Annotated in this window: 20 protein-coding genes; 9 read left to right on the top strand and 11 right to left on the bottom strand. The window is 68.5% G+C overall.

Features of this window, described 5'->3' with window-relative positions:
• Window positions 1-2: 2 nt before the first annotated feature.
• Together GobsT_RS07575 and GobsT_RS07570 are read right to left on the bottom strand one after the other, a co-directional pair.
• Complete coding sequence (locus GobsT_RS07575; protein WP_010041842.1) at window positions 3-1,307, bottom strand: sulfatase family protein; 1,305 nt, start codon at window positions 1,305-1,307, stop codon at window positions 3-5.
• A 34-nt stretch (window positions 1,308-1,341) separates the two neighbouring features.
• Window positions 1,342-2,340 (bottom strand): hypothetical protein, encoded by a 999-nt coding sequence (locus tag GobsT_RS07570; protein ID WP_010041843.1) that lies wholly within the window; start codon window positions 2,338-2,340, stop codon window positions 1,342-1,344.
• A 433-nt stretch (window positions 2,341-2,773) separates the two neighbouring features.
• On the opposite strand from GobsT_RS07570, the gene GobsT_RS07565 reads away from it, so the two are divergent.
• The gene (locus GobsT_RS07565) at window positions 2,774-3,808 is read left to right on the top strand and encodes an aldo/keto reductase (protein ID WP_010041844.1); all 1,035 of its coding nucleotides are present in this window, start codon (window positions 2,774-2,776) and stop codon (window positions 3,806-3,808) included.
• A 91-nt stretch (window positions 3,809-3,899) separates the two neighbouring features.
• Here the strand turns inward: GobsT_RS07565 and GobsT_RS07560 are convergent, their stop codons facing one another.
• The gene (locus tag GobsT_RS07560) at window positions 3,900-4,502 is read right to left on the bottom strand and encodes an RNA polymerase sigma factor (RefSeq protein ID WP_109571227.1); all 603 of its coding nucleotides are present in this window, start codon (window positions 4,500-4,502) and stop codon (window positions 3,900-3,902) included.
• A gap of 557 nt (window positions 4,503-5,059) precedes the next feature.
• Window positions 5,060-5,491 (bottom strand): hypothetical protein, encoded by a 432-nt coding sequence (locus GobsT_RS07555; protein WP_148087646.1) that lies wholly within the window; start codon window positions 5,489-5,491, stop codon window positions 5,060-5,062.
• 443 nt (window positions 5,492-5,934) lie between these two features.
• Here GobsT_RS07555 and GobsT_RS07550 point away from each other — a divergent pair, with 443 nt between their 5' ends.
• Window positions 5,935-7,830, top strand: coding sequence for a M28 family peptidase (locus GobsT_RS07550; protein ID WP_109571228.1), 1,896 nt, complete (start codon window positions 5,935-5,937; stop codon window positions 7,828-7,830).
• A gap of 132 nt (window positions 7,831-7,962) precedes the next feature.
• Window positions 7,963-10,170: a nicotinate-nucleotide--dimethylbenzimidazole phosphoribosyltransferase gene (locus GobsT_RS07545; protein ID WP_010046540.1), complete on the top strand. Its 2,208-nt coding sequence runs from the start codon at window positions 7,963-7,965 to the stop codon at window positions 10,168-10,170.
• Here GobsT_RS07545 and GobsT_RS07540 read toward each other — a convergent pair.
• The 4 genes from GobsT_RS07540 to ispE all read right to left on the bottom strand — a co-directional run bounded on the left by GobsT_RS07540 (window position 10,103) and on the right by ispE (window position 13,805).
• Complete coding sequence (locus GobsT_RS07540; protein WP_232068340.1) at window positions 10,103-10,807, bottom strand: DUF2306 domain-containing protein; 705 nt, start codon at window positions 10,805-10,807, stop codon at window positions 10,103-10,105. The genes GobsT_RS07545 and GobsT_RS07540 overlap by 68 nt on opposite strands.
• A gap of 8 nt (window positions 10,808-10,815) precedes the next feature.
• Window positions 10,816-11,643: a DUF1559 family PulG-like putative transporter gene (locus GobsT_RS07535; RefSeq protein ID WP_162097389.1), complete on the bottom strand. Its 828-nt coding sequence runs from the start codon at window positions 11,641-11,643 to the stop codon at window positions 10,816-10,818.
• Between the two features lie 597 nt (window positions 11,644-12,240).
• Window positions 12,241-12,819 (bottom strand): SpoVG family protein, encoded by a 579-nt coding sequence (locus GobsT_RS07530; protein WP_010046546.1) that lies wholly within the window; start codon window positions 12,817-12,819, stop codon window positions 12,241-12,243.
• Window positions 12,820-12,851: 32 nt separating this feature from the next.
• On the bottom strand, window positions 12,852-13,805 hold the full coding sequence (ispE, locus tag GobsT_RS07525; protein ID WP_010046548.1) for a 4-(cytidine 5'-diphospho)-2-C-methyl-D-erythritol kinase: 954 nt from the start codon (window positions 13,803-13,805) through the stop codon (window positions 12,852-12,854).
• Window positions 13,806-14,074: 269 nt separating this feature from the next.
• Here ispE and GobsT_RS07520 point away from each other — a divergent pair, with 269 nt between their 5' ends.
• The 6 genes from GobsT_RS07520 to GobsT_RS07495 all read left to right on the top strand — a co-directional run bounded on the left by GobsT_RS07520 (window position 14,075) and on the right by GobsT_RS07495 (window position 21,723).
• Window positions 14,075-15,088, top strand: a complete 1,014-nt coding sequence (locus GobsT_RS07520; RefSeq protein WP_010046550.1) for a type II secretion system protein E — start codon at window positions 14,075-14,077, stop codon at window positions 15,086-15,088.
• Between the two features lie 158 nt (window positions 15,089-15,246).
• Complete coding sequence (locus GobsT_RS07515; RefSeq protein ID WP_010046553.1) at window positions 15,247-16,872, top strand: DUF1549 domain-containing protein; 1,626 nt, start codon at window positions 15,247-15,249, stop codon at window positions 16,870-16,872.
• 184 nt (window positions 16,873-17,056) lie between these two features.
• Complete coding sequence (locus tag GobsT_RS07510) at window positions 17,057-18,334, top strand: DUF1501 domain-containing protein (RefSeq protein WP_010046555.1); 1,278 nt, start codon at window positions 17,057-17,059, stop codon at window positions 18,332-18,334.
• Between the two features lie 163 nt (window positions 18,335-18,497).
• Window positions 18,498-18,992 carry an REP-associated tyrosine transposase gene (locus tag GobsT_RS07505; protein WP_010046556.1) on the top strand — a complete coding sequence of 165 codons (495 nt, stop codon included), beginning with the start codon at window positions 18,498-18,500 and terminating at the stop codon, window positions 18,990-18,992.
• Window positions 18,993-19,238: 246 nt separating this feature from the next.
• Complete coding sequence (locus GobsT_RS07500; protein WP_010046557.1) at window positions 19,239-20,369, top strand: WD40 repeat domain-containing protein; 1,131 nt, start codon at window positions 19,239-19,241, stop codon at window positions 20,367-20,369.
• A 34-nt stretch (window positions 20,370-20,403) separates the two neighbouring features.
• A complete protein-coding gene (locus GobsT_RS07495) occupies window positions 20,404-21,723 on the top strand; it encodes a 3-keto-disaccharide hydrolase (RefSeq protein ID WP_010046558.1) in 1,320 nt (439 codons plus the stop codon).
• A gap of 274 nt (window positions 21,724-21,997) precedes the next feature.
• Here the strand turns inward: GobsT_RS07495 and GobsT_RS37590 are convergent, their stop codons facing one another.
• The 3 genes from GobsT_RS37590 to der form a co-directional block, all read right to left on the bottom strand.
• Window positions 21,998-23,143, bottom strand: a complete 1,146-nt coding sequence (locus GobsT_RS37590) for a hypothetical protein (RefSeq protein ID WP_010047799.1) — start codon at window positions 23,141-23,143, stop codon at window positions 21,998-22,000.
• An 85-nt stretch (window positions 23,144-23,228) separates the two neighbouring features.
• Entirely contained in the window at window positions 23,229-23,396 is a 168-nt protein-coding gene (locus GobsT_RS37585) for a hypothetical protein (RefSeq protein WP_010047797.1), read from the bottom strand.
• Between the two features lie 472 nt (window positions 23,397-23,868).
• Window positions 23,869-25,356: a ribosome biogenesis GTPase Der gene (der, locus tag GobsT_RS07485; protein ID WP_010047795.1), complete on the bottom strand. Its 1,488-nt coding sequence runs from the start codon at window positions 25,354-25,356 to the stop codon at window positions 23,869-23,871.
• Between the last annotated feature and the right edge of the window lie 48 nt (window positions 25,357-25,404).

Genomic DNA, 25,404 nt, shown 5'->3' with positions numbered 1-25,404 from the left:
CGTCACTCTGGCTTCCACCAGATATTGAGCTTCTTGGTCAACTCCTTCACCTTCTCGGGCCGTTTCGCGGCCAGGTCTTCCTTCTCGTTGGCGTCCTTCGACAGGTCGTACAGCTCCGCTCCTTCGCCCTTCACGTTGGGCTCGTGCGGAACGATCAGTTTCCAGTGCCCGTCCACGATCCACCGGTGCCGGAGGTTGGCGCTCGGTTTGGTGATGTCGACCGCGTTGTGCTCGAACACCTCGCCGTAAAGGGTGTGGCGGGTCGCGACCCGTTGCGGGTCGAGCAGGTCGATTCCGGGCATGTCCTTGGTTGGTTCGGCGCCGGCCGCGCGCAAGATCGTCGGCGCCAGATCGATCGAACTCGCGAGGTGGTCACTCGTGCCCGGCTTCGTGTGCCCCGGCCACTTGATCAAAACCGGCGTGCGCAACCCGCCGTCGTACTGTGAGCGCTTCGACCGCGGCGCGAAGTTCGCGGACATCTCGTCCTGAATCCACCCGTTGTCGTGCAGGTAGATCACCAGCGTGTTTTCGACCTGCCCGCTCTTTTCGAGCTTCCCGAGCAGGTCGCCGACGGTCTCGTCGAACCACTCGCACATGGCCCAGTACTTCGCCACGAACTCGGACTTCGTCTTTTCCTTGTACTTGTTGAACAGCCGCTCGGGCGGGTTGTGGGGCGTGTGCGGCATCATCGGCGCGTACCACACGAAGAACGGCTTCTGGTCCTTCTTGGCCTTATCGAGGAAGTCGAACACGGGTTGGAGCCCCTGCCGGCCGATCTTCAGCCCCTCGTCGCCGTGCCGCCCGCCCTTCAGCGGATCGCCGTGCGTCATGCCCTCGGTGAAGCCCCCGCACCGGCAGGCGTTCCCCTCCCACCACTTCCCGACCTGCAAGCTGACGTACCCTTCTTTACCCAGCAACTTCGGCAGGTCCGGCGACGCCTCGAAGAGCGCCACCATGTCCGCGCGGAGCTTCAGGTAGCTGTCATCCTTGTTCGCCTGCGCCGCGGTGAGTCCCTTCGGAAGGGGCGGGTCGTTCGACGTGATCTTGTGCTGGTGCGGGTAAAGGCCCGTAATCATGGTCGCGAGGCTGGCCCGGCACAGGCTACTCGGCACGTATCCTCGTTTGAAGAGAAGCGACTCGCGTGCGAGTTTGTCGAGGTGCGGGGTCTTGATGTGTTCGTGGCCCATGAACCCGTAGTCGGTCCAGCACTGGTCGTCGCCCACGAGCAGCACGACGTTCGGCGGTGCGGCTTTAGCGGGCAGCGGGATCGCAAGTGTGAGTGCGAAAACGGAAAAGCTGCGGAGCATGATAAGATTCCTTCGGAGCGGCCCGGGCTCGGCGTCAGTTCGGTGTGGCAGTTTGCTTCGCGACCTGCTCGGCGAGCGCCTTCAGATCGAGTTGCTGACCCGTCTTGGGGAACGGGTGCGGAAGCACCCACCACTCTTCCGTAAATGAAGCGGACTCGCCGGGTTTCAACCGCTCGCGCGGCCCGATCGGCTCCAGTTCGATCCGCGGCCCGGTCGGATACCACACTGAAAGCGTGAGCCCCGCGGCTTCGTTGTACACCCGATCCGGGAACGTCTTGAACCGCTTCACGAACAGGGTGTCGTTCGGCATCGCGTAAGCGAGCCAGCCCGCGTAGCTGTCGAACCCGAGTTTGGGCTTGCGCGGCGGGGCGAGGATCTCGAGGCACCCGTCGCGCTCGCGGATGTTGTCGTCCTTCGTGCGCACGTTGATGACGGCGCCGTCCTCGTACATCGCGTATTTGCTGGGGAACCGACTCGGGCGGTCGCCAAGCGGAACCACACAAATGCCCCCGCCCGGTGAAAACGAGCGCCCCCAGTGGCACACCTCGCGGACCTCTTTCGAGGTGTTGGTCAGGGTCTGTGAGCACGACAGTCCGACGAAACGGTTGTGTGTGATCAGCTTGAACTCGCGGACCACCTGAATGCCGGCGTCCTCGGGCGGGCTGGTGAGCTTCGCACCGTTGCTCCTGGTGACCTCGGCCTTCCACTCACCGGCCCACGCCTTCGGGTGCGGACGGACGGTCAGCTCCGGGCCGTAATCGAACCGGCCCGCAGTGATCGGGATCGTTCGCCCCGGTTGCCAACCCTTCTCGGCCTCGTCGAAATACATCGCATCGACACCGCCGGTCGAGAACTCCAGCACGCGGCCGCCGGCCTGCGGGCACAACACCGCCCGCGTCTTGCCGAGCCCAAGTTCGATCGCCTCCGAGTACCCGTGCGATTTCACCACTTTTGCCGTCGGCTCTTCGGCCCCGGCGAGCGGCACCGCAACGACAAGAACGAACAGGGCCACAAAACACGAGCGGGAGAGCATGTCGGGGGCTCCGAAGGGGAGTAACGGGCCGCAACCACACTTTGAACGGAACCACTCGCGACGGGAAGCGAAAAACGGTACGATGCGCGGACTCGGCTTCAGCGTTTAGCTCGTTGCGCTGCGACAGGCTGATGTTGCGTCAGCCGGGCTGTTTCCTCCACATCCTCCTCGGGGGAGCACGGCTTCAGCACCGCTTTCACGACCGCGAAGAACTTCGCGAAGGCGGTCTGGAGCTACCGCTCGGGTCGAGGTTTCGCCTTCGCGAAGTTCTTCGCGGCCGTCGCGGTACTGTGAGTGCTCCGCGCCCCAGGTTAAGAAGTTAACGCCGAACACGCGCGCCGGGCCGGGCTCATCCCGTCCCGGCGTTGCGTTCGTAAGGCAGTACGGGGCGGCATAGTATAACCACCACCTTAAACCCCGTTGAGGACGCAGAATGGAATACCGTCAGCTTGGCCGGTCCGGGTTCAAGGTGCCGGTGCTGAGCATGGGCACCGGCACGTTCGGCGGCGGCAACGAGTTCTTTAAGGCGTGGGGCAGCACCGACGCCGCCGGCGCGTCAAAGCTCGTGGACGTGTGCCTTGACGCCGGCGTCACCATGTTCGATTCGGCCGACATCTACTCGGGCGGGCTGGCCGAAGAGGTGCTCGGCGCCGCGATCAAGGGGCGGCGCGACAAAGTCCTCATCTCCACGAAGGCCACGTTCCGGTTCGGCGACGGCCCGAACAACGTCGGCTCGTCGCGGTTCCACCTGATCTGGTCGTGCGAGGCGCAGCTCAAGCGACTCGGCACCGACTACATCGACCTGTACCAGATGCACGGGTTCGACGCGACCACACCGGTCGAGGAGACACTGTCCGCGCTCGACGACCTCGTGAAGGCCGGCAAGGTCCGGTACATCGGCTGCTCGAACTTCTCCGGCTGGCACCTGACGAAGTCGCTCCTCACCTCCGATTACTACGGCTGGTCGCGGTACGTCGCCCACCAGGCGTACTACTCGCTGGTCGGGCGCGACTACGAGTGGGAGCTGATGCCACTCGGGCTCGACCAGGGCGTGGGCGCGGTGGTGTGGAGCCCCCTCGGGTGGGGCCGGCTCACGGGCAAAATGCGCCGCGGGCAACCGCTGCCGAAGACGAGCCGGCTGAACTCGCAGTTGAGCAACGAGAAGGGGCCGCCGCTCACCGACGAGTACGTTTACAAGGTTGTCGACGCGATCGACGTGATCGCGAAGGAGACCGGCAAAACGGTGCCGCAAATCGCGCTCAACTGGCTGCTCCAGCGGCCCACCGTTTCGACGGTCATCATCGGCGCCCGCGACGAGCAGCAGTTACGCGACAACCTCGGCGCCGTGGGCTGGAACCTCACACCCGACCAGGTGAAGCGACTGGACGAGGCGAGCGCGGTAACGCTGCCGTACCCGTACTGGCACCAGCGCGGGTTCGTCGAGCGCAACCCGCCGCCGGTCGGCTGATGTCAGTAGCGGAAAATGACGCGGCCCGCGGCGCCGGAGGTGAAAACCACCGGCGCCGCGGGCCGCTACTTCAGGATCGGAACGCGGCCGCTCAGACGCCAACCGCCTCGACCTCGTCCTCGACCCCGGCGAACTTCTCGGCCAGCGTCGGGTCGATCTCTTCCAGCACTTCCTTGAGGCGCTGCCGGGCGACGTGCAGCCGCCGCTTCACGGTGCCCGTCGGGACCGCGAACTCCTTCGCGATCTGCTTCAGGCTCCGGCCTCGGATGTAGAACGCCTCGAGCGTCTGCCGGTCCAGCGGCTTCAACTCGCTCAGCGCCCCCTTGAGTTGCTCCACCGCCTCGCCGACCGCGAACTGCTCTTCGGCGGTCCGGGTCCGCGCCTCGACGGCGTCGAGCATCTCGGGGTCGGTGCCGAACAGCGGCCCGCGCCGGGTCAGGCGGTTGATCGCCATCCGCGCCGTGATCCGCCGCAGCCACCCGGCGAAGCACCGCGGGTCGCGGAGCTGCGGCAGCTTCCGCATCGCGTGAACGAACACGTCCTGCGCCAGCTCCTGCGCCTCGAGCGGGTCCCGCACCCGGCCCAGCGCCATCGCGTACACGCTGCTCTGGAACCGGGTGACCAGTTCCCCGTACGCCTCCCGGTCGCCCGTCTTCGCCTTCTCAACCAGCACAGTGATTTCGGTCCAGCTCATGATTGGGTTCCTGCCCCGATCCTGTCCCGTTGTCGCTGGCGCGGCACACCGGACGTCGGAACGCGGCTCTCCCCGGATCAGATGAAGGGGAGCCGGCGTGTTCCGATGTTCCGGGCGCTTCCGAAAACGTGACCCCGACCCGCACCTGTGGCCCGTGCGACCGGCGCAGCAGAAGCTACGCGGCTGCACGGGCGCCGCCCCTTTGCGCATCAAAGGGACACCGGCGCGACGCATCGTCGGTCGATCACGCTCGAAAGCTCGGCGGCTTTTCATCCTCAGAACGGGTGAGCGATCGACCGTGGGAGGTCACATGCGGCGGTGAGGGCCACGAAGCGACTGAAGGCGCGGGCCTTCGTCTGCCTCGTGTCACCGGCGCACCGTGCGACCCGACGAGGTCTCACTCGCACCCGTTCCGGGACCAGCGTGTTAAGTTCGGACTTCTGGTTGTGTTGTGGCTCTGCGCCAAAACGCACTGCGACTACGGTTGTGCATCCGAGCCGATGGGCCGGCTCACGGGGTCAATCCGAATCGAAATTGCGTTTAAGCCAGGAGCCACCTCACTTTCCGGCGGTCGCCGCCGGGGCCACTTGCCTCAGTAAGCTCTGTTTGTCGCAGACCCGAGCCGGCGATTGGCAGTCGCGGCTAATTCGGGTTCTGGCGACGCTTACTGTGGCCCAGTGGGTCCGGCACGGTTTCGTAGCTGTTTGCCACGAGACGACGGCACGGGTACCAGGGGGTAGACATCCGACCGCCTTCGGTACCGGGGGTACTGCCGGAACGCCCTCGTGCAGTTGCTTTCGCATCTGCTCCGCGGACTGTTCCTGCCGTGACCGGTCCTGTTCGGAGGCCGGATTGGGGGACAGGTTGTCCGACGGATAGGCTTGTGCCGCGAACCCCAGACCGAGGCGATCGGCCGCCGTCGCGGTCAGCTTCACGCTGGCCACAATCGCGGTGCTCGTCGTCACGGTCGTCAGGTTGTTCAGGGCCATCGCACACCTCCGTCGAACGTTGTGATGCGGTTGAGCGCCGCACCCAGGATGAATTAAGAAGTCATCTCGAACAGTTAGAGGAAATTAAGGGTTCAGGGTTTGGGAAAAGGACATGAGCCGGAGTCACCGGTCACGGTCTGTAAGATTAACAGCCCCGCGACCGTCTGGCAACCGACTCTTACCGCTTTTCCCAGTTTCCATTTCTAACGAAACACCCGCCACCGGAGAACCCCGGTGCGGTTACTCCTCTCAGACACAAGCTCCAAGGGCGGGTTCGCGCGGTTTCGGATTTTCTTTCGCGTTTCCTTCGGCCCGCGCCCCCGACCACCTTCGGAAGACGCAGCCACTTGCCCGCAGTTGCGCCGGTGCCGCATAATAGCGCCCAGAAATCCCTCTCCCGAACGCACCGAACCCGCCCCGCCTTTATTGAAGGATCACACGGTATGTCTTCCCTGTTCCGCCCGCTCGCGGGGGCCGTCGCACTGACCGCGGTGCTCGCGCTCGTGCATTCGGCCCAGGCCCAAAAGCCGCTCGACAACCCGATCCTCGAGCGGATGCGCAAGGACATCTTCTTCCTCGCGAGCCCGGAGTGCGAGGGCCGCGGGATCGACACCAAGGGCATTGAGAAGGCCGCCGACTACGTCGCCGAGACGTTCAAGGCCGCCGGCCTGAAGCCGGCCATGAAGGACGGGTCGTACTTCCAGCCGTTTACCGTCACCATGTCGGCGAAGCTCTCCAAACCGACTTCGCTCACGATCGCCGGCCCGAACGACGCCAAGAAGGAACTGAAGCTCAACACCGACTTCACGGCGATGGGTTTCAGCCCCACGAGCAAGGCCGACGCGGGCCTCGTGTTCGTCGGGTACGGGATCACCGCCCCCGCCCTCAAGTACGACGACTACGCGGGCCAGAACGTTGAGGGGAAGTTCGTCGTGATCCTGCGCCGCACCCCCCGTTACAACGAAAAGGGCGACAAGCGGTTCGACACGACGGTGCCCGACGGCGAGGACAGCACGCACGCCGCGTTCGCCACCAAGATCGAGCTGGCGCAGGCGAACAAGGCCGCTGGCGTCATCATGGTGAACGACGCCGGGGCCGCCGGGAAGACCGACGCCCTCGCGCCGTACCCCCTCCACGCCACCGGCACCACCCCCGCGACCATCCCGGTCGTGATGGTCAAGCGCGCGGTCATCGATGAAGTCCTCGCCGGCGGGCCGTGGAAGTCGCTGACCGACCTCGAAACGGCCATCGGCGGCGACCTGAAGCCGCGCTCGTTCGCCGTCGCCGACTGGACCGCCCGCGCCGAGGTGACGGTCGAGCGGACCGACCTGAAGGTGAAGAACATCGTCGGCGTGCTGGAGGGTTCCGGACCGCTGAAGGACGAAACGGTGGTGATCGGCGCGCACTACGACCACGTCGGGTACGGCTCCTGGGGCAGCCTCGCCAAGGACGGGAAGGGGAAGATCCACTACGGGGCCGACGACAACGCGAGCGGCACCACGGGCCTGATGGAGTTGGCCCGCCGGTACGGCGCGGCCAAGAACCGCCAGGGGCGGCGACTGGTGTTCGTGGCGTTCACCGCCGAGGAGCGCGGGCTGTACGGCTCCATCCACTACTGCAAGGAGCCGCTGTTCCCGCTCGACAAGACGGTGGCGATGATCAACATGGACATGATCGGCCGCACGCAACCGGTCAGCGCCGACTGGCTCGGGCTGTTCGGCAAGAAGGACCGCCTCGTCGTGTACGGCACCGGCACCGGCACCGGGCTCGACAAGCTCGTGGACCAGGTGAGCGCGAAGTCGGACTTCCGGGTGAGCGCGCAGAAGGCCGGGACCGGCCCGAGCGACCACGACTCGTTCTACCGGAAGAAGGTTCCGGTGCTGTTCCTCTACACCGGCACGCACGGCGAGTACCACCGGCCGACCGACGTGCCCGAGCGGATCAATATTGAGGGGCTGAAGAAGACGGCGGACTTCGCCCAGTCGCTCGCCGACGATCTGACGACACGGAGCGCGGCGCCGAAGTTCCAGGTCGTGAGCGACCCGTGGCGCGACCCGACCGAGGCGCCGCGCGGCCCGCAGGGGCCGCGGCTCGGCGTGCGGCCCGATTACATGTACGAAGGGGAAGGCATGCGCCTCGAAGGCGTGACCCCCGGCGGGGTGGCCGAAAAAACCGGGCTGAAGGACGGCGACATCATCGTCGAGGTGGCCGGCAAGCCGACGCCGAACGTCGGCGCGTACATGACCGCGATGAGCGCCCAGAAGATCGGCACCACGATCGACATCGTCGTGGACCGCAAAGGCAAGAAGCTGACGCTCAAGGCCAAGCTGGAAGAGTAACACCCGACGCGCCGGTGCGGGCGGCGAGCCATCCCCGGCCCGCACCGGCGCATTCAACTTCGTCGCGCCCGGTTGCATTGGCACATCCCTGAATACAATCGGGCGTGTTCCGTTTCCGCACGGTACCGCCGCATGTCGAACCCGACGCAGAACGAGATCCGCGATCACATTGCCGCGCTGGCCGCGCCGGAGGGCGGGCTCGGCGAGCTGATGGCGGTCGCGGAGCAACTGTGCCGCGCCCAGGGGACGCTCCGCCCGGTCACAAGCCCGCGGCGGCTGGTGCTGTTCGCCGCGGACCACGGACCGGACGCCGAGAGCCGGGTGGGCGACGCGATTCATGACCTCACCTCCGGCGCCTCGGCGACGGCCGTTCTCGCGAAGGCGACCGGCACCGAGCTGATCGTGGTGGACGTCGGCACGTGGTGCGACGGGCTGGCGGAATCGCCGCGGTACCGGTGCCGGAAGACGCGCTCCGGGTCGGGCGACGCCGGGGCCGGGCCGGCGCTCACCGCCGACGAGTTCCGGGCCGCGTTCTCCGCCGGCCAGAAAGAAGCCGAACTGGCCCACGCGGCCGGCGTCCGGGTGCTCGCCGCGGACGCCATCGGCGCCGACAGCGCGGCCGTGGCGGAGCGGGTGCTCGCGCTCCACGAGCCGGCCGACGACCCGATGGGCGTGTTCGGGGCCGTCGGCGGGTCGGACGTCGCGGCGCTCGCGGGGCTCGTCGCGAAAGCGAGCGAGTTGGGGCTGACGGTGCTGGCGGCCGGTGCCCCGGCGCGGGCCGGGGCGCACGTGGCCGAGCGGGTCGCGCCGGGCACTGCGGCGCGTGTGATCGAGGGGAGGGGTTCCCCCGACGGGCTCGGCGCGCTCCTCGCGCTCCCGGCGCTCGACGCGGCGGCGGCGGTGCTGGCCCGAACGGCCCGCCGCCACGTGGACCGGCCGGCCGCGCGGGCGAAGCCCACGCGCAAGGTGGCCGTGTTCACGGGCAGCTTCGACCCGCCCACCACGTACCACCGCAAGGTGGTCGAACTGCTCCGCGAGAAGGGGTTTGATGAGGTGATCGTGCGACCGTCCGGCCCGCGGTGCGACGGCCCGGAGGTCGAGCACGCCAAGCCGGTCCACCGCGCGATCCTCACGGACCTCGCGTTCAAGGACGTGCCCGGCGTCACGGTCGACCTGTCCGACCTCGACGACGCCACGTTCACCCCCCACTTCTCGCTCGACGACCTGCTGGGCGACCGCGGCGAGCTGTGGCACGTGGTTCCGGCCGAGTTCGTCACCGGCGGGCGGGCGAGCGAGTCGGCCATCCACAACAAGTGGGAACTCGGGCTCGACGCCTGGGCGACGCGCCGGTTCGTGGTGCTGCACCCACCCGGGGCCGCCCCCGACGCCGACGACCTGCCGCCGAAGTGCCAGCTCCTCGCGGTCGACGGGCACATCGCGACCGCCGACATCCGGCTGCGGGTGTTCCAGCACGGGAACGCCCGCCCCGACGTTTCGGAACAGGTGGACGAGTACATCCGGCGGTACCACCTGTTCACGGGGCTGACGATCCCACGCGAGACCCGCGTGCACCTGAGCGGTCCGCGGCTGAAGATCGTGGCCGCGGACCGGAGCGAGAAGGCGCTGCGGGCGGCGGAACCGTTCCGCCACCTCGAATCCCCCGACCCGACGCACATCCTCGTGCTGGGCGGCGACGGGACGATGCTCCAGGCGATCCGCGACCACTGGCGGCTGCGGCTGCCGTTCCTGGGGCTGAACGCGGGCACGCTCGGGTTTCTGATGAACGAGCGACTGCCGCCGTCGCTGGAAAATACGGAAATCGTGCTGTACCGCATGCCGATGATGCGCGTGGACGCCGAACTGCCGGACGGCAAGCGGGTGCAGTCGCTGGCGTTCGCGGACGCGTGGGTGGAGCGCGACAGCGGGCAAGCGGCGTGGCTCAAAATCGACGTGGACGGGCACACGCAGGTGCCGCGGGTGGTGGGCGACGGCCTGTTGGTCGCCACGCCGGCCGGTTCGAGTGCGTATGCGCGTGCGATGGGGGCGACCTCGGTTCCGTTAACGGCTCCGGTGTTCACGCTGGCGGGGTCGAACGTATTCCGGCCGCGGTTCTGGAAGCCGGTGGCGCTCCCGGAGACGGCACACGTGTCGTTCACCACGCTGGACTTCAACGGCAAGCGGCCGATCCGCGGGTTCATCGACGGCCAGCCGATCGGCCCGGTGAAGTCGATGCACATCCGGGTGAGCACGGTGGCGAACGTGGAACTCGGCTTCACCCCCGAGTTCGACCTCTCGGCGCGGCTGCTGCGGTCCATGTTCCCGCCGTCGGACCCGCTGTGAACATCGAACCTCGTCTGACCAACCGCTCCGCAATCTCGTAGAGCACGAGCGGAATGACCCAACTGCTCCACGCCGCGACGACGTACGCGCCTTCGGGGCTCGATACTCCAATCAGTCCCGCCGCACCCGATATCAGCCTCAGTACCACCGCCGAGCACATCAGCACGAAGCAGCGGAGCATCCAGCGGCGGTGCCGGTCGTAACGGCCGCGGCGCGCGGCCATAACACCCGCGACGGCACACAGCGCAGTCAGAGCCGACAGCACGAAGAAGCTCACACCCGCCCACCAGCCACCGAAGGCGTGCGGGGCCATCACCGCACTGCTCGGCAACATCAGCGTCAGCAGCACGAGCACCTGAACCCGCCCCAACACACGATGCAACCCGTCGTACCGTCGGCGCACGTGTTCGCTCAGCAAAATCAGCCCGCCGAGCAGCACCACCGGCGCGGAGAAGATGTGGACGTAAAACGCCACCCGATAAGCGCCGGTAAACGTCTCCTCACGCCCCAGCAGGAAGAGGGCGTCGAAGTTGGGCGGGAAGTAGTCGGGGTAGTTGGCCAAAATCGTGACCAACACCCGCAGAATCAGCGCGACCGCGAGACAGCGAAGGGCCGTCGTGAGAATGTGATATCGCACGGCAATGTTCAATCCAGTTCGGTCGTCTCTCCGCCAGCGATCGTGATCGCGGCGACCAGCTTCTTCGGATCGGTCCACGGCCCAATAAACCGGACCGAGCCGTCAGCCATCCCGACATTCATACCGTGAGGCACGTTCGAACGGGAACGCCCTTCTGCGTGATTCAAGAATTCGGCAGACTCGAACCCGCGAAGGTTCGACGGACCGCCGCGCGCCCACGGCCCGAGGCCGACGCGCGTTTCCGTCAGCGCGATGGTGTTCGAGGTGCCATCTTTAATCATCGAGATCGGAGTAACGCGGTCGTACCCCATGAACCCGTTGCCCGCGGCGCCCGCCGGTCGGGACGCGGCCTCCGAACCGAGCCCGGCCATCGCGACGTAGTTGGTCAACCCGGCCACCGTAGTTGCTTCCTGCGATGAGGGGCAGATAAACGCCGTCACCGAAGTCTGACCCGCAGGGAGATTCGCCGCATAGCCCTTCTCGCGATCGAACCGCCGGTACAGTGCTCCTTGTGATTCCTGTTCCACATGTGGCAGTAAGGCCACCATCCAACTGAGCCGCTCTTCGGGTGCCGCTCCTGGGCCGAAACACCCCGGCGGGAACGACGGCTCGCTCCGGCGATTCACCCACGGCAACATCGGCACGGAACTGCTCACGTCGTGCGCGTTATGTAATCCCAGTATCAAGTGTTTGAAATTATTCTGGCATTTCACACGCCCCGCTGCCTCATGGATACGCCGCGTGGCCGGCATGAGCAGGCCGATCAGGATCACAACGATGGCGATGGCGACAAGAACTTCAACGAGGCTCAAGCCTCTGCGTGCTGAACGAGACATGACACCCCCCGCCATTTGAATCGCTCGGCGCGGACTGATTGTACCCGACGCTGCGCCACCATTATCCAGATGGCACCGGGCCTGATGTCGGCCGTCGCCCGGGGTATGACGCCGGAACGGGGCGCGCATTTCGTGGTAGCGGCCCCCCAGCGACGGGGTAGAGATGTCCCGTCGGTGACCAGTCGGCTGCCGCCGTTGGCACCACGCTATCCCCCCCCGCTACATCCGCTCGTACCGGGAGCACCGCACGACGAGGCGCTGGAGCGCGGGCCTCCGGCCCAATGGCACTTACTTTGTTGATTCTGTGTGTTGGTTGTTTTTGGGCGACAGGCCGATGTTGCATCGGCCGGGCGTTCCGCCTCCCCCCCGCACGAGGAGCGCGGTTCCAGCACCGCAAACCGTCCCCGAAATCGCTCCCGGGTTCGGCCCGGGACAACCTCGCGGATCGCGGTCACTCGAACCCTCGAGCGATTTCGGGGACGGGCGGTGCCGTGAGCGGCCCGCGCTACAGGTCGGGAAGTGAACCGGGCAGCCAGCGCCGTCGGCCCCGAGGTAGGATCTCGGGGCTGATGTGTTTCGTCGTTTACCGCGAAGGATTCAGGCGATGCCGTCGGCGAACCCGTCGGCCTTCTTGACGCTCTCGGCGGGCGCGTCGGTGCTGTGGAAGTGCGTCCCCTTCGGGCCGGTGTGCGGGCCGTGCGCCTTCACGGTCTTGCCCATCTCCGTCACCATCCCGCCGTAGCTCACCGGCACGTCGTCGTCGTAGTCGAACTCGTCGTAGGTGCAGACGTAGCCCGGCAGCTTGGCCCGCTCCTTCTCCTTCGCGTAGGCGTCCACCACCGCGCCCTGGATCATCTCGCGGGCGCCGCTGTGGATCGGGTGCGCGATGTCCGCGTGCAGCTTCGCGCGGCCGTCGACGGCCCGCATCGCCCGCTGGTCGTCCAGGCGGGTGCCGCACTGGTTGCAGAACCGCGACCGCAGGTGGTTCTTGCCGCCGCACCGGCCGCACCGGTCGGTGAGCTTGCGGCTGGGCATCGCCACGAAGATGCCCTTCGTGCCCTCGATGATTTTCAGATCCCGGACGACGAAGGCGTTGTCAAAGGTGACCGAGCAGAACGCGAGCAGCCGCTCGTTGTTCTCCTCACACAGCTTGATGCGAACTTCCGTGATGACCACCGCAAGTCTCCTTCAGCGGGATCTGAACGAAATCAGAGCGCGACGCCGCGAACGATCAGGACACGTGATTCGGGCTCATCCGCCGGGCGCGAGTTCCGGAACGCCGCGGCGACTTCGAGCGCGTGGGAGCGGTCGCGGCACACCGCGAACACCGTCGAGCCGCTGCCCGACATCAGCGCCCCGCAGGGGGCCGGGTGCAGCTCCGCGAGCCGCGTGCGGAGCCGCCCCACCAGCGGCTCGGCCCCGAACGCGGCCGGCTCCAGCCGGTTAAAGAGCGCCGCCCCGACGGCCGCCGGGTCGCCGGCGCGGAACGCCGCCCGCAGGCGGTCGCCGCCCACCGGCCCGACCGGCACCACGAGCCGCTTGAACACCGCCGGCGTGCTCACGCCGACGGGCGGCAGCACCAGCACGAAGTCGAGGGCGCGCCGCGGGGGCGGCTCGGGCGCGGTAATTTCCCCGCGCCCGGTGCACCACGCGGCCGGGAGGGCCAGGAAGAAGGCCACGTCCGAACCGATGGACGCGGCAATAGCGACGAGTTGCTCGCGTGTCAGCCCCAATTTCCAGATTTCGTTCAAGCCGACCAGCGCCGCCGCCGCGTCGCTCGACCCGCCCCCCATCCCGGCCTGCGTCGGGATGCGCTTCGTCAACCGGATGTGGGCGCCCAGGTCGGGCCGACCGGCCACCGCCCGCAGCGCCGCCGCCGCCTTGTGGACGAGGTTGTCGGGGCCGGAACCGAGCGTGTCCGGTTCGCACCGCAGCTCGACCGCACCGCCCGGCACGGCCCGGAGCTCGAGCGTGTCGTACAGCTCGACCGCGACCATCAGGGACTCGAGGTCGTGGTACCCGTCCGGCCGCTTCCGAACGATTTCGAGAAAGAGGTTGAGTTTGGCCGGGGTCGCGAGGGTGAGCCCGTCGGCCCCGGCCCGGAAGTGTGGGTAGAACGCGAGCGGGTCCGCGGAGCGGGAGCTGGTTGGTAGAGCCGTCATTCGGTGCGGGGCTACTGACCCGTGAAGGGAGCGGCCCATCCGTGGGTGCTGATCGAGACCGTCCGGCCGGCGCACGGCCCCGCGAGGGTGTGGGCCGTGTGAACTTAGGGGCGAACGTTAAACGAAGATTCGGCCCGCGTCAAGAGGGCGACCGGGGTAAAATGTGGCGGCCCTTCGTGCCCCGTTACCGGGGAACGTGGGGCACACGGGCGGAACGCGTTCTAAGCTCGTGTTGGCCCAGTCCGTCCCCCGTCGTGGAAGTTGCCGCCATGCTGCCGCAGCGTCCGTCCGCTTCGACGTACCTTTCCGCGGGCCAAGCCGGGCCGATCGGGTTCACCCCGGTACACTTCGAGGCCGCCCGCAAGCGGGTGCTGACACGGCTCGAGGAGCGCCTGGACATGGGCTCCTCGAAGCGGATGCCGCAGTCGCTGCTGCGCCAGAGCCTGAAGCAGTACGCCGAGCAGGTCGTCGACCAGGAGGCCCGGGGGTTCGCCAAGCCCGACCGCGACCGGCTGCTCGAGGAGGTCTACCGCGAGCTGTTCGGCTACGGCCCGCTCGAGGAGCTGTTCAACGACCCGGGGGCGCGGGAGGTCATGGTGGTCGGCCCGGGCATGGTGATCGTGCGCCGCGACGCCGCGCAGTGGCTCCCGACGAGCGTGAAGTTCCGCGACGAAGGGCACCTGCGGGGCACCCTGGATCGGATCGCGGCCCAGGCCGAGCCGGTCGGCCCCGTGCTGGCGAGCATGAGCCTGTTCGACGTCCGCCTGCCGAACGGGTTCCGCGCCCTGGCCCTGATCCCGCCGGAGGTGCTGGGGCAACCCGCGACGGTGTCGTTCATACGCGAAGCCGCGGCCCCGGCGCCGGCCGCGCCCCCCAAGGACGCGACCGCCACACAGCCGGGGCTGCCGGCGACCGGCTCCGCCTCGCCCGCGGCCAAGGCCCCGGCGCCCGTCTCCACCCCGGCGCTGCCGCGCCCGGGCTCGATCACCGCGTCCCCGCGCCCCGGCAGCGGCCTGATCGCGGCGCCGGCCCCGCGCCCCCCGGGCGACCCGTCGCCGACCATGCTGGACCCGCTGCTCCGCCACCGGGCGCGCATCCTGGAACGGCTGTTCGCGAAGTTCGCGGCCCTCAAGGTGTACGACCTGTCCCGCCTCGACGTGACCGAGCTGCGGAAGATCATCGCCGCGTACATCCGCGAGTACACCGAAACCGAGAAAATCTACCTGAGCGACGCCGACCAGGGCCGCCTGATGCTCGAGATCCTCACCTCGCTCCAGCGCTAAACAGTTCCAAGGCCCGGGTTGCGGCCGGAGAGTCGAATTGCCCGCGCACCCGCGCGCCGGGCCGTTTCGCGCTTGACTCGGGCGCGGAGCCGGGCGACGATTAATCCTCCCACCTGCCGGTCCACCTTTGCTCCCCCCACCGCAAGGACCGCCCCGCGATGCTCGCTCCCTTTCGCGCTCTCGCTGCCGCCGTTTTGCTCGCCGCCCCGGGCCTCGCGCCGGCCGCCGAGCCGCTGCACGTGCGGATCGACCGGCACATCGCCGCCGGCGTCCCGGATTTCAAGAAGAAGGCCGCGCCGCTCGCGGGCGACGAGGAGTTCGTCCGCCGGGCGTACCTGGACCTCGCGGGCACCGTCCCCGCGGTCGCCGAGTTGAACCAGTTCCTGGCCAGTTCGGAACCGGATAAGCGCGCGAAGCTCGTCGACCGGCTGCTGGCCGCACCGGGGTACGCGCGGCGCATGGCGTGGCACTTCGACGTGATGCTGATGGAGCGCCGGCCCGACGCGAAGGTGCCCCGGGCCGCGTGGGAGACGTACCTCCGGGTCGCGTTCTCCGAGAACCGGCCCTACGACCGGTTCGTGCGCGACCTCCTGGCCGCGGACGGGGCCGACCCGAACACCCGCCCGGCCGCGAAGTTCTTCCTCGACCGCGACCTCGAACCCCACCTCGTGACCCGGGACCTCGGCCGCGTGTTCCTGGGCCGCGACCTCCAGTGCGCCCAGTGCCACGACCACCCGAGCGTCGACGGCTACCGGCAGGCCGAGTACTACGGCATCCAGGCGTTCCTGAACCGCTCGTTCCTGTCCCCCGACGCACAGGCCGCCGGCGCGGTGATCGCCGAGAAGGCCGAGGGCGATGTCAGCTTCATGAGCGTGTTCGACAAGGACAAGAAGCAGCACACCGCCCTGCCCCGCATCGCCGGCGTCAAGCCGGCTGAGGAGCCCGAGCCCGTAAAGGACAAAGAGCCCAGGCCCGCGCCGAGCGCGGTCGCGAAGCCCGCCAACAGCCGCCGCGCGCGGCTCGCCGGCGCGGTGACCAGCCCCGAGAACGCGGCGTTCGCGCGCAACATCGCCAACCGCATGTGGGCGCTGATGATGGGCCGGGGGATCGTTCACCCGCTCGACTGGGACCACGAGAAGAACCCGCCGTCGCACCCCGAACTGCTCGACGAACTCGCGCGGGAGCTTGTGGCGCACGGGTACGACCTCAAGTGGCTCGTGCGCGAGATCGCGCTGTCCGAGGCGTACCAGCGGTCGAGCGAGTTGCCCGCGGACTCCGACGCGCCCGAGGACCGCTACCTGGTCGCGATCCTGAAGCCCCTCTCTCCCGAACAGTTCGCGTACGCGGTGATGCAGGCGACCGGGCACACCGACGCCGAGCGCGACGCGGTCAAGAAGCTCGGGCCGAAGGCGACGGACGAGGTGCTCGACGGGCGGCTGGCGCCGCGCCTGGTCGCGTTCCGGCGGGCGCTCGGCGGCCGGCCCGGGGACGCGGGCGAGACGTTCTCGGCCACGCTCGACCAGACGCTGTTCCTGAAGTACGGCGGGGCGGTGCGCGGGCTGCTGCCCGCCCGCGCCGGCAACCTCGCGGACCGGCTGAGCAAAACCGCCGATGCGAACGCGGTCGCGGACGAGCTGTTCGCGGCGGTGCTCTCCCGGCGGCCCACCGCCGAGGAGCGCCGGGACATCGCCGACGCGCTGAAGGGCGCCCGGAACCGCCAAGCGACGCTCAACGAACTGGTGTGGGCGATGGTCGCCAGCGCCGAGTTCCGGTTCAACCACTGACACCGAATTCAGTCCGTTTCAAGTTTCAAGTTCCAGGTTCCAAGTTGGAAACCGCTTCGCAAAAGCTCAGGCCGTTCGTGCGCCTTTTGGCTTCGCGTGGAACTTGAAACCTGGAACTTGAAACGCCTCGATTCGTTACGGCCGTGGGTCACGCCCACAGCTTCACCACACGCGGGAGCCCGACATGCTGCCATGCCAGTACGCCTGCCACACGGCCCCGCACGCGGTCTCGCGGCGCGGGCTCCTCGGCGCGACCGCCGCGCTCGGCCTCGGCGGGTTCGCCAGCGCGGGGGCCGCGAGCGAGCTGAAGAAGTCACAGAAGCGGGTGCTGGTGATCTTCCTGGCGGGCGGCGTGAGCCAGCTCGAGACGTGGGACCCGAAGCCCAACACCGAGACCGGCGGGCCGTTCAAGGCGATCCAGACCTCGGTCCCGGGCACCCGCATCTCCGAACTGCTGCCGCACGCCGCGAAGCGGATTCACAAGCTGGCGCTCGTGCGCAGCCTCAACTCGGTCTCGGACGACCACGGGATCGGCGAGAAGATCATGCTCACCGGGCGCCGGCTGGAGCCCGGGATCGAGTACCCGCACATCGGCGCGGTGGCGGCCAAGCTGCTCGGCGGGGGCGCGTCGGCGCTGCCCGGGAACATCCAGATCCTGCCGCGGGGCGGGAGCGGGTTCGGCGGGCGGGACGCCACGTTCCTGGGGCCGAAGGTGGCGGCGGTGTCGCTCGGCGACGGCAAGCCGCCGGCGGACCTGTTCCGCCCGAAGGACCTCGCGGGCGACGCCGACGCCGCGCGCGAGGCGTTCCGCCGCAAGCTCAACGACCGGTTCGCGCGGTCGCGCAAGTCGGCCGCCACCGACGCGTACACCGAGAGCTACGCGCAGGCCGAGCGGGTGGTGCGCCAGGCGGACGTGTTCGACATCGAGAAGGAGAGCCCGAAGGTCGCGGACCGGTACGGGCGGCACGACTTCGGCCGGCACCTGCTCTTGGCCCGGCGGCTGCTGGAGGCCGGCGTGAGCTACGTGAAGGTGTCGCACTCGAACTACGACACGCACCATGAGAACTTCGACTTCCACATCGAGCAGCTCGGCGAGTTCGACCGCCCGTTCGCGGCCCTGCTCGACGACCTGTCCGACCGCGGGATGCTGGAGAGCACGCTGGTGGTGGTGATGAGCGAGATGGGCCGGACCCCGCGGATCAACGACCGGTACGGGCGCGACCACTGGTCGAAGGCGTGGAGCGTGGCGCTGGCCGGCGCCGGGGTCAAGGGCGGGGCGGTGGTGGGCAAGACGAACGCGACCGGCACCGCGGTGGCGGACCGCGAGGTGTCCAGCGGGCACCTGTTCCACACGTACCTGCGGGCGGTGGGCCTGGACAGCACGAAGAACTTCTACCCGAACGACCGCCCGGTGCCGGTCGCCGACCCGAAGGCGTCCGCGATCGAGGAGATCCTGGCGTAGCGAGGCGCTTAGCCACCCCGTAGCATCAGCGGCGTTGTTTTTGTGGCACAGACATTCCTGGCGGCTTTGTTTTGTGGCACAGACATTCCTGTCTGTGCGTCGTCGTCGGTCCCGACGCCAGGAGGGACCGACCGTCAACCGGCGGGAACCAACACGAGGCGCCATGCCACCGATTCGCCAGTTCCAGGCGACGCGCCGGAACCTACCACACTGGCACCAACCGGGCGCCACATACTTCCTCACCTGGCGCGTGGCCCCGGGTCGCGAACTCGCGCCGGAAGACCGCGTACTCGCACTCGACGCGGTCCGCTTCTGGGACACCAAACGGTGGGCCGTGTATGCGGCGGTCGTCATGCCCGACCACGCGCATGCGTTGGTCCGCCCTCTGCCTCGAGACGCGACCGATGTGACTGCGCGTGAGTTCCACAGCCTGCCGGAACTGACGAAGAGCGTCAAGGGCTACTCGGCACGCGCGATCAACCGGCGCCAGGGGCGAAGCGAGGCGCTGTGGCAGGACGAAGGGTACGACCGCATCGTGCGGAACGACCGGGAGCTGGAAGAAACGTGGGGCTACATCCGCTTCAACCCGGTGAAGGCCGGGCTCGTAGCGGAGCCCGAATTGTACCAGTGGTTGTACTCAGCCGGTCGCGCGGACTGATGTATGATGTCGGTGGCACGGCATGATTTTGTTTTTGTGGCACAGACATTCTTGTCTGTGCTGCGAGCCACGGCCGCGCTGCCGGAAACACCTGAGCTGAAAAGCATCCGCGGCTACGGTGTCCTCCCACCACCGGTTGACAGGTCGATTCCTCCTGACGTCGGAACCGACGACAACGCACAGACAGGAATGTCTGTGCCACAAAGCCAAGATTCGCAAAGGCCCCTGAAACCAAGAAGCGCCGCCATGTCCGACGTCCCCCCGCCGCGCCGCGCGTTCGACCCCACGGCGGCGCGCATCGCCCACAGCTTCAAGCACCCGCGCCCGCTCGTCGGGTGCCGGTTCGACCCGTCGGGCCGGTTCCTGTTCGCGTCCGCCGAGGACGACACGGTCCAGCGGTTCGACCTGCTCACCGGGGCGAAAACCGCGTTCGTCGGCCACGCGAGCTGGGTGCGCGGGCTCGCGTTCGTTGCCGCAGCGTCGGCCCCCGGCGCGCCCGCACCGAACCCCGGCACGCTTCACGGAGCGATCGGGTTCGGCGCGGTGCGGGCGCCGGTGCCCAAGGCCGCTCCGTTCACACTGATCTCGGCGGACTACCACGGGAACCTGATCTGGTGGGACGGCGCCGCCGACGCCCCGAAGCCGCTCCGCACCGTGCCGGCGCACGACGGCTGGGCGCGGGCCGTGGCCGTCAGCCCCGACGGGGCGACCGTCGCGAGCTGCGGGAACGACCACGCGGTGAAGCTCTGGGCGGCGGCCGACGGCGCCCCGGTCCGCACCCTCGAAGGCCACACGTCGCACGTCTACAACGTCGCGTTCCACCCGAACGGCCGGCGCCTCGTGTCGTGCGACCTGAAGGGCGTGGTGAAGGACTGGGACGTTAAAACCGGCACGTGCGAGCGCGAGTTCGACGCGAAGGTGCTGGCCAAGTACGACGCCGGCTTCATGGCGGACATCGGCGGCGCCCGCGGGATCGCGTTCCGGGCCGACGGGTCCGCGTTCGCGCTGTGCGGGATCACCAACGTCAGCAACGCGTTCGCCGGCGTGGGCAACCCCGCCGTGGTGCTGATCCACTGGGCGGCCGGCACACCGACGCTGCTGCGCCCGAAAGAGGCGTTCCAGGGCACCGCATGGGGGGTCGGGTTCCACCCGTCCGGGGCGATCATCTCCGCGGGGGGCGGCGGCCAGGGGCGGGTCTGGTTCTGGAAGGGCAAGGACGAAGCCGGCGTTCACACGATCAACGTTCCCACCAACTGCCGCGACTTCGCGCTGAGCCCGGCGGGCGACCGGTTCGCCGTGGCCGGCGCGAACGGCACCGCCTACGTGTACGATTTCACCGGCCCCGCGCCCGCACCGCCCGCCCCGCCGAAGAAGTAAACCGCCCGCCCCCTTCTACCACATCGGGTTCGTTATGCACTACCTGCTCGCGTGCGCCGCGCTGGGCGCGGCCCTTCCCCTTCTGGCGGCCGACGCCCCGAAGGGCTTCGCCCCACTGTTCAACGGCAAGGACCTGTCCGGCTGGCACGGCTGGGCCGTCCACGCCAAGGGGGGCTCCCCGCTGGACGTGGCGAAGCTCGCGCCCGAGGAGCGCGCGAAGAAGGTCGATGAGTGGACCGCCGACGCCAAGAAGCACTGGAGCGTCGCGAACGGCGAACTCGTGAACGACGGCAAGGGCGCGTACCTGGCGACCGAGAAGGAGTACGGCGACATCGAGCTGCTGGTGGAGTACAAGACGGTCGCGGGGGCCGACAGCGGCATCTACCTGCGGAACACGCCGCAGGTGCAGATCTGGGACAGCGGGCAAACGTTCGACCCCAAGAGCCCGACCCGCAAGCCGCACCTCGGCTCCGGTGGGCTGTTCAACAACACCCCGGGGGCGCCCGGGCGCGACCCGCTCGCCCGCGCGGACAAGCCGTTCGGCGAGTGGAACTCGTTCCGCATCGTCCAGGTGGGCGAGCGCACCACCGTGTACCTGAACGGGAAACGGGTGGTCGAGCACGCCCGCATGGAGAACTACTGGGACCGCAAGGCCGCGCTCCCGAAGGCCGGCAAGGTCCTGCTGCAAACGCACGGCGGCGAGATCCGCTGGCGCAACCTGTTCGTGCGCGAGATCCCGGCCGCGGAGGCGAACGAGGTCCTCCGCACGCACGACGCCAAGGGCTTCGAGCCGCTGTTCAACGGCACGGACTTCGACGGCTGGGCCGGGGCGCTCGACAACTACGAGGTCGCCGACGGCGCCATCGTGTGCAAAAAGGGGAAAGGCGGGAACGTTTACGCGAAGCCCGAGTTCGCGGACTTCGTGGTGCGACTGGAGTACAAGCTCCCGCCGGGCGGGAACAACGGCCTCGCGCTCCGGTACCCGGGCGGGAACGTCCACGTCGCGACGCAGGCCATGTGCGAGTTACAGATCCTCGACGACACCGCGCCGAAGTACGCGGCGCTCGACCCGCGGCAGTACAACGGCTCGGCCTACGGAATGGTGGCCGCCCGGCGCGGGTACCTGCGCCCGGTCGGCGAGTGGAACTTCATGGAGGTGACGGCGAAGGGGCCGGCCCTGGCGGTCGAACTCAACGGCACCCGCATCCTCGACGCGGACCTGAGCACGGTGACCGAGTTCAAGGACAAGACCCCGCACCCCGGGAAGGACCGCACGAAGGGGCACTTCGGGTTCGCGGGCCACAACGACCCGGTGGCGTTCCGGGGCATAACAGTACGGAAGATCGAGAAGTGAACCGCGGCCGGGGCGCGCGGTAAGGCATTCGGCAGGTAAAGATTTACCCACACTTTGGCTATTCAAACCGTTTTGCGCCCCAGCTCGGGTAATTTTGCACCTGCCGAACGCCTAACCGCTAAAGATCGGTGCCGTGTCCGGAGTGTGGTCCGCTCGCGGAGCGAGCGGTGCTTCCAGTATCAGATCGCGGTCAAGGTTTGCAACGCTCACCGTTTCGTAACCGCTCGCAAAGCGAGCGGGGCACACTCCGGACACGGCACCAGATCAACCGTCATTATTCGGGCGCCCGTCGGCTGAACAGTCGGTCGCGCCGCCAGACGCCGAGCACGACCAGCGCGACCGCACCGAGCGCGAGCCCGGCCGGGGCGGGAACCGGGACGGGGTCGTTCGGTCCGCCGCCCGGTGGGACTTCGACGTCCGGCGGGGGCGGGTCGCTCGGCGGGGGCACGTCCCCGCCGCCCGGCGGCGGTGGGGACACGGGCGGCGGCGACGAGGGCGGCGGTTGGTTCGGGTCGTTCGGCCCGCCGCCACCGCCGGTGCCACCAATACCCAACCCGCCGCCCCCGCCGGAGCCGCCGGGTCCGCCGCCCAGCGGCACGATCCCGGGACCGCCGCCGCCACCGCCGGCGGTCAGCGCGCGGGCGAACGTCCCGGCGCCGCCCGTTCCGCCGCCGGCGTACCGCAACGCGAACTGCGCCTGCGCCACGACGCCCTTGGCGTTCTCGACCCCCTGCAACCGGATCAGCTCGCGCCCGGTGAGGTCCGCGTTCTCGGTCGCAAGGGCCTCTTCGGTCCCGGTCAGAGTGCCGAGGTACTCCTGCGCCCGCGCGACGTACTGCGGCGCCTCGTTTTTGGGGTAGTCCGCCCGGAATTCTCCCGCGAACAGGTCCAGCGCCACGTTCCCTTCGACCGGTTCGGCCTCGTGGACGACCTCCCACAGGGCCACCTGGAACGCGACCGCGTCGGTCCGGTCCGTGGGCTTCCGAACCGGGTCACGAAAGTGGCGGGCGAACAGTTCACCGACGAGCCGGCCCCGGCGGTTCGTGGCCGCGTCGAGCCGGTCCTTCGGGGCGCCCGCAAGGTTGTAGTTCGCGGGGTCGTACAAGTTGTTGGGGCGGAACCGGTACGTCTCACCCGCGACGACGGGCACCCGCACCTGGGCGCAGTACCCGGTGAAGGTGCGGTCGAGCCCGTTGGTGCCGAACTCGGTCCGGGGCACCTCCCAGCGGAACACCCCGGCGGAACACTCGCCCGCCTCGCCGCTCAGCTTGTACCGGAACGCTTCCCGCGGCTCGAGCCGCGTGTACAGGACGTCGAAGGCCGGCTCTTGGGTGGCGGGCCGGGGAGGTTCGGCGGCACCGGCCGGAGCAATCACAAGGGGCGCGGCGAGCAGGTAAAATCGTGGAGAGAATAACCGCATCAACGACGACCTCCGTGTGTGCGTAACTCAGGGAGCAAAACGAGTGCCCGTCCGGCCACAGTCCATTAGCCGGACGGACGCATCGTCACCGACCGCCGGGCGCGTCACCCGGGAGCGCCGGAGCGGGCGACACCAGCACCAGTGCGTCCTCTTGGAGCGGACCGAGGCGCGCCCGATCGACCGCCTTGCCGTCGGCGGACGTAGAAACCACCTCGCCCCGGGTCTGCGCCTTGGCGACCGCATCCGCGGCCACCGCCTTCCCGCCCGAGGTGCGGACCTCCGGGCCTCTTGATCTCGGTCAATGCCGTCGGCGAGTCACGGCCGCCCCTTCGCGGTTACGGGCTCTCGTTGCGGCACGGGGCACGGCGTAATGCGCGAAATCGAGTGCCTCGACAACACCACTGTCGCGACAGCCGCTCGGTCGTGCGGAACCGGGGCACCATTATTGCAAGCCCGGCCCGAACGGACCAGAGCAGTCGGGGGCTACGGCAGGTTGACCGAAAAGGGGGGCGTGGTTTCGGTCTGAAGTGCGGCCCGCTCGCTCCACAAACGGTGGTCCGTGGCGAGCAGCATAAAGGCGATTCGATACACGATCCGAACTGTTGAAACCTGTTTAGCCGTTGCCTTTATGGCCCGGACGCGACTGTCGGTGCGGGGCACGAAGCGTCGCACCGACCGGCACAGCCGGGCCACAAGACGCAGACACAACCGACCGGTTTACGCGCCTAAAAGTCCCACGTCTCGGACCCGCGCGGCTTCTTCCGGGCGCGCGGTGCCGGCTCCGGTTCGCTCTCGGCGACCGGCTCCGGGGCGGGCCGCGGCGCGCGGACGATCGGCACCTCCTCGTCCGCGTCGCTCATCTCGGCGACCGGCTCCTCGTCGGCGGAGCGGCGCCCGCCCTCCCCCTTCGCCCGCAGCACCACCTTGATCGCCACCTCCGGGAACGGGAACGTGTCGCGCAGGGTCTTGGTGAGGTACCGCACGTAGGTCTGCTCGAACAGCTCCGGGCCGTTGGTGAACAGCACGATCGTCGGCGGGTTGATGCCGATCTGCGTCGCGTAGAACACCTTCGGCGTCTTGCTGCCGGCCATCGGGGGCGGGCTGGCCTCCATCGCGGCGCGGATCACGCGGTTCAGGTCGCCGGTGCCGACCCGGACGGCCGCCTGCTTGTGGAGCTGCACCGCGAGCTGGAGCACCCGCAGCACGTTCTTCCCGTCCTTCGCCGTGATGAACGCGATCGGGACGTGGTCGAGCATCGGGAACATCTTCCGCATGTACTCGGCCATCTCCTCGGTCGTCATCCCCTCCTTCACCAGGTCCCACTTGTTCACGACGAAGATGGCCGGCTTGTTCTCCTCGACGACGTACTCGGCGAGCTGCTTGTCCACGCGGCTCACGCGGTGCCGGGCGTCGAAGAAGTGCATCACCACGTCGGCCCGGCGCACCGACCGCTGCGCGCGGTGGTTGCTGTAGAACTCGATGTTGGTGCCCATCTTCGCGGTCTTGCGCACGCCGGCGGTGTCGATCGCCACGTACGACTTGCCGTCCCGCTCGATGCGCACGTCCACGCTGTCGCGGGTGGTGCCGGGGATCTCGGACACGATCACCCGCTCGCCGCCCGCGAGGCTGTTGATGAAGGTGCTCTTCCCGGCGTTGCGCCGGCCGACGATGGCGAGCATGAGCGCCGGCTCCTCGGGCGCGACCTCGCCGGTGTCCGGCGGCAGTTGCGCCAGGATCGCCTCGAACAGCTCGTCCTTGCCGAGCTTCTGGTCGGCGCTCACGCACAGCGGCTCGCCGTAGCCGAGCCGGTTGAACTCGCCGGCCTGCTCGCCCAGCTTCGCGGTGTCGGCCTTGTTCGCGACCAGGACGACGGGCTTGTTGATGGCCCGCAGCCGCGCCGCCACGTCCTCGTCGAGGGGCACGACGCCCTCGCGGACGTCCACCATGAACACCACCACCGCCGCGGACTCGATCGCGAACTGGATCTGCCGCTCCACGTCGGCGGTGAGGTCGTCCACGTCGACGATGCCGATCCCGCCCGTGTCCATGAGGTCCCACACCCGCCCGCCGTGCTCGACGACGGTGGACACGCGGTCGCGGGTGACGCCCGCGGTGGGGTCGACGATGCTGATCCGCCGCCCGGCGAGCCAGTTGAACAGCGACGACTTGCCGACGTTCGGCCGTCCGACAATCGCCACGAGGGGCAGCGCCACGACGTAACCTCAAAAAAAGACAGAATGGCCGCAAAAACGCACAAAACA

Origin of the sequence: Gemmata obscuriglobus (assembly GCF_008065095.1) — a bacterium.
Classification (GTDB): domain Bacteria; phylum Planctomycetota; class Planctomycetia; order Gemmatales; family Gemmataceae; genus Gemmata; species Gemmata obscuriglobus.
This window is presented reverse-complemented; position numbering and strand designations above follow the sequence as displayed.

Excerpts from the sequence above, each read along its gene's own strand:
- GobsT_RS07515 (WP_010046553.1), top strand. The coding sequence starts at position 15,247 with ATGCTCGCTCCCTTTCGCGCTCTCGCTGCCGCCGTTTTGCTCGCCGCC.
- GobsT_RS07535 (WP_162097389.1), bottom strand. The coding sequence starts at position 11,643 with ATGTCTCGTTCAGCACGCAGAGGCTTGAGCCTCGTTGAAGTTCTTGTC.
- GobsT_RS07570 (WP_010041843.1), bottom strand. The coding sequence starts at position 2,340 with ATGCTCTCCCGCTCGTGTTTTGTGGCCCTGTTCGTTCTTGTCGTTGCG.
- GobsT_RS37590 (WP_010047799.1), bottom strand. The coding sequence starts at position 23,143 with ATGCGGTTATTCTCTCCACGATTTTACCTGCTCGCCGCGCCCCTTGTG.
- GobsT_RS07555 (WP_148087646.1), bottom strand. The coding sequence starts at position 5,491 with ATGGCCCTGAACAACCTGACGACCGTGACGACGAGCACCGCGATTGTG.
- GobsT_RS07495 (WP_010046558.1), top strand. The coding sequence starts at position 20,404 with ATGCACTACCTGCTCGCGTGCGCCGCGCTGGGCGCGGCCCTTCCCCTT.
- GobsT_RS07545 (WP_010046540.1), top strand. The coding sequence starts at position 7,963 with ATGTCGAACCCGACGCAGAACGAGATCCGCGATCACATTGCCGCGCTG.
- GobsT_RS07520 (WP_010046550.1), top strand. The coding sequence starts at position 14,075 with ATGCTGCCGCAGCGTCCGTCCGCTTCGACGTACCTTTCCGCGGGCCAA.
- GobsT_RS07575 (WP_010041842.1), bottom strand. The coding sequence starts at position 1,307 with ATGCTCCGCAGCTTTTCCGTTTTCGCACTCACACTTGCGATCCCGCTG.
- GobsT_RS07510 (WP_010046555.1), top strand. The coding sequence starts at position 17,057 with ATGCTGCCATGCCAGTACGCCTGCCACACGGCCCCGCACGCGGTCTCG.
- GobsT_RS07500 (WP_010046557.1), top strand. The coding sequence starts at position 19,239 with ATGTCCGACGTCCCCCCGCCGCGCCGCGCGTTCGACCCCACGGCGGCG.
- GobsT_RS07560 (WP_109571227.1), bottom strand. The coding sequence starts at position 4,502 with ATGAGCTGGACCGAAATCACTGTGCTGGTTGAGAAGGCGAAGACGGGC.
- GobsT_RS07565 (WP_010041844.1), top strand. The coding sequence starts at position 2,774 with ATGGAATACCGTCAGCTTGGCCGGTCCGGGTTCAAGGTGCCGGTGCTG.
- GobsT_RS07550 (WP_109571228.1), top strand. The coding sequence starts at position 5,935 with ATGTCTTCCCTGTTCCGCCCGCTCGCGGGGGCCGTCGCACTGACCGCG.
- GobsT_RS07505 (WP_010046556.1), top strand. The coding sequence starts at position 18,498 with ATGCCACCGATTCGCCAGTTCCAGGCGACGCGCCGGAACCTACCACAC.
- ispE (WP_010046548.1), bottom strand. The coding sequence starts at position 13,805 with ATGACGGCTCTACCAACCAGCTCCCGCTCCGCGGACCCGCTCGCGTTC.